Raw genomic sequence first — 2,500 nt, 5'->3', positions numbered from 1 at the left:
GACGTTGAAAAGTCTTTGGATGAGCTGTGGGTAGGGGTGAAAGGCCAATCAAACTGGGAAATAGCTCGTACTCCCCGAAATGCTTTTAGGAGCAGCGTGTGGGTTAAGTCTGTTAGAGGTAGAGCTACCAATAGGACTAGGGGGAGTCAAATCCTACCAAATCCTGATGAACTCCGAATGCTAACAGATATACCATGCAGTGAGGGCTTGGGTGCTAAGGTCCAAGTCCGAGAGGGAAAGAACCCAGACCTTCAGCTAAGGTCCCTAAATCTATACTAAGTTGAACTAAGGCGGTTCAGTTGCTTAGACAGCCAGGATGTTGGCTTGGAAGCAGCCATTCATTTAAAGAGTGCGTAACAGCTCACTGGTCGAGCGACAGAGCATCGATGATGATCGGGCATCAAGTATAGTACCGAAGCTAAGGCAGTATTTTATACTGGGTAGGGGAGCATTCTATAGGCGGTGAAGCCATCTGGTAATGGATGGTGGAGCGTATAGAAAAGCAAATGTAGGCATAAGTAACGATAAGGCGGGTGAGAAACCCGCCCACCGATAGACTAAGGTTTCCTGATCAACGCTAATCGGATCAGGGTTAGTCGGGACCTAAGGCGAACCCGAAGGGGGTAGTCGATGGACAATTGGTTAATATTCCAATACTGGCATATGCAGCGATGGGGTGACGGAGTAGTGAAAGATCCGCGAACTGACGGAATAGTTCGTTAAAGGGAGTAGGTATTGGTTTGGTAGGCAAATCCGCCAGACTAGCTGAACCTGATAGTACCACAATGCTTCGGCAGCGTGGATAGTGATCCTAATCAGACTTCCAAGAAAAACCTCTAAGTAATGTATATGGCACCCGTACCGTAAACCGACACAGGTAGTCAAGGAGAGAATCCTAAGGTGCTCGAGTGATCCGTGGCTAAGGAACTAGGCAAAATGGCCCTGTAACTTCGGGAGAAGGGGCGCCTCCTCTGTAAAGAGAGGCCGCAGTGAAAAGGCCCAGGCGACTGTTTAGCAAAAACACATGGCTTTGCGAAATCGAAAGATAAAGTATAAGGCCTGACACCTGCCCGGTGCTGGAAGGTTAAGGGGGGATGTTATCCGTAAGGAGAAGCATTGAACTGAAGCCCCAGTAAACGGCGGCCGTAACTATAACGGTCCTAAGGTAGCGAAATTCCTTGTCGGGTAAGTTCCGACCTGCACGAATGGTGTAACGATCTGGGCACTGTCTCAGCCACGAGCTCGGTGAAATTGTAGTAGCGGTGAAGATGCCGCTTACCCGCAACGGGACGAAAAGACCCCATGAACCTTTACTATAGCTTCACATTGGTATTGGGTAAATGATGTGTAGGATAGGCGGGAGACTTTGAAGGCGTGTCGCTAGGCATGTTGGAGTCGTTGGTGAAATACCGCCCTTTATTTATCTGATGCCTAATCCCTAAAGGGAGACAGTGTGTGGTGGGTAGTTTGACTGGGGTGGTCGCCTCCAAAAGAGTAACGGAGGCTTTCAAAGGTACCCTCAGCACGCTTGGTAACCGTGCGCAGAGTGCAATAGCAAAAGGGTGCTTGACTGTGAGGCCTACAAGCCGATCAGGGTCGAAAGACGGATATAGTGATCCGGTGGTTCCGCATGGAAGGGCCATCGCTCAAAGGATAAAAGGTACTCTGGGGATAACAGGCTGATCTCCCCCAAGAGCTCACATCGACGGGGAGGTTTGGCACCTCGATGTCGGCTCGTCACATCCTGGGGCTGGAGAAGGTCCCAAGGGTTGGGCTGTTCGCCCATTAAAGTGGCACGCGAGCTGGGTTCAGAACGTCGTGAGACAGTTCGGTCTCTATCTGTTGTGGGCGTTGGAAGTTTGAGAGGACCTGACTTTAGTACGAGAGGACCGAGTTGGACTAACCGCTGGTGTACCAGTTGTGCCGCCAGGTGCATTGCTGGGTAGCTACGTTGGGCAGAGATAAGCGCTGAAAGCATCTAAGTGCGAAACTCCCCTCGAGATGAGACTTCCTTTAAGGGACGTTATAGATGATGACGTTGATAGGCTGCAGGTGTAAAGGCAGAAATGTCATAGCTGAGCAGTACTAATTACCCGTAGACTTTCCGTAACGCATGGCTGTCCTTGTTTACAGGGACAGCCTGCAACACCTAATCTTGTGTGATACTCTTACAATTAATATGTCATAAAATATTTAAGATTTTATGGTGATTATAGCGGTGGGGCCCACCTCTTTCCATTCCGAACAGAGAAGTTAAGCCCACTTGCGCTGATGGTACTGCCTTTACCGGTGGGAGAGTAAGTAGTCGCCAACCTTATTGATCTAAGGGTCACTTTTTAAGTGACCCTTTTTTTATGCCCATTTTTTTTAGCTGTCAGTAGGAGGAATTTGATGAACGGGTGAAACTCCGTGTCCTTTTGTAGTGAATATTTTTTAGCTTCGGCTTATCACTCAAACTCTTTGCATGATAGCTACTATCACAACTATTATCTTCTTAAAT

2 rRNA genes (1 of these 2 cut by a window edge) are annotated in these 2,500 nt (G+C 48.6%); both read left to right on the top strand.

Features of this window, described 5'->3' with window-relative positions:
• A 23S ribosomal RNA gene (locus AWW68_RS07330) occupies positions 1-2,109 on the top strand; it begins 765 nt to the left of the window's first position.
• A 93-nt stretch (positions 2,110-2,202) separates the two neighbouring features.
• Positions 2,203-2,314: ribosomal RNA gene (gene rrf / locus AWW68_RS07325) — 5S ribosomal RNA — on the top strand.
• Positions 2,315-2,500: the final 186 nt, after the last annotated feature.

Origin of the sequence: Roseivirga spongicola (assembly GCF_001592965.1) — a bacterium.
In the GTDB taxonomy this organism is placed as follows: domain Bacteria; phylum Bacteroidota; class Bacteroidia; order Cytophagales; family Cyclobacteriaceae; genus Roseivirga; species Roseivirga spongicola.
This window is presented reverse-complemented; position numbering and strand designations above follow the sequence as displayed.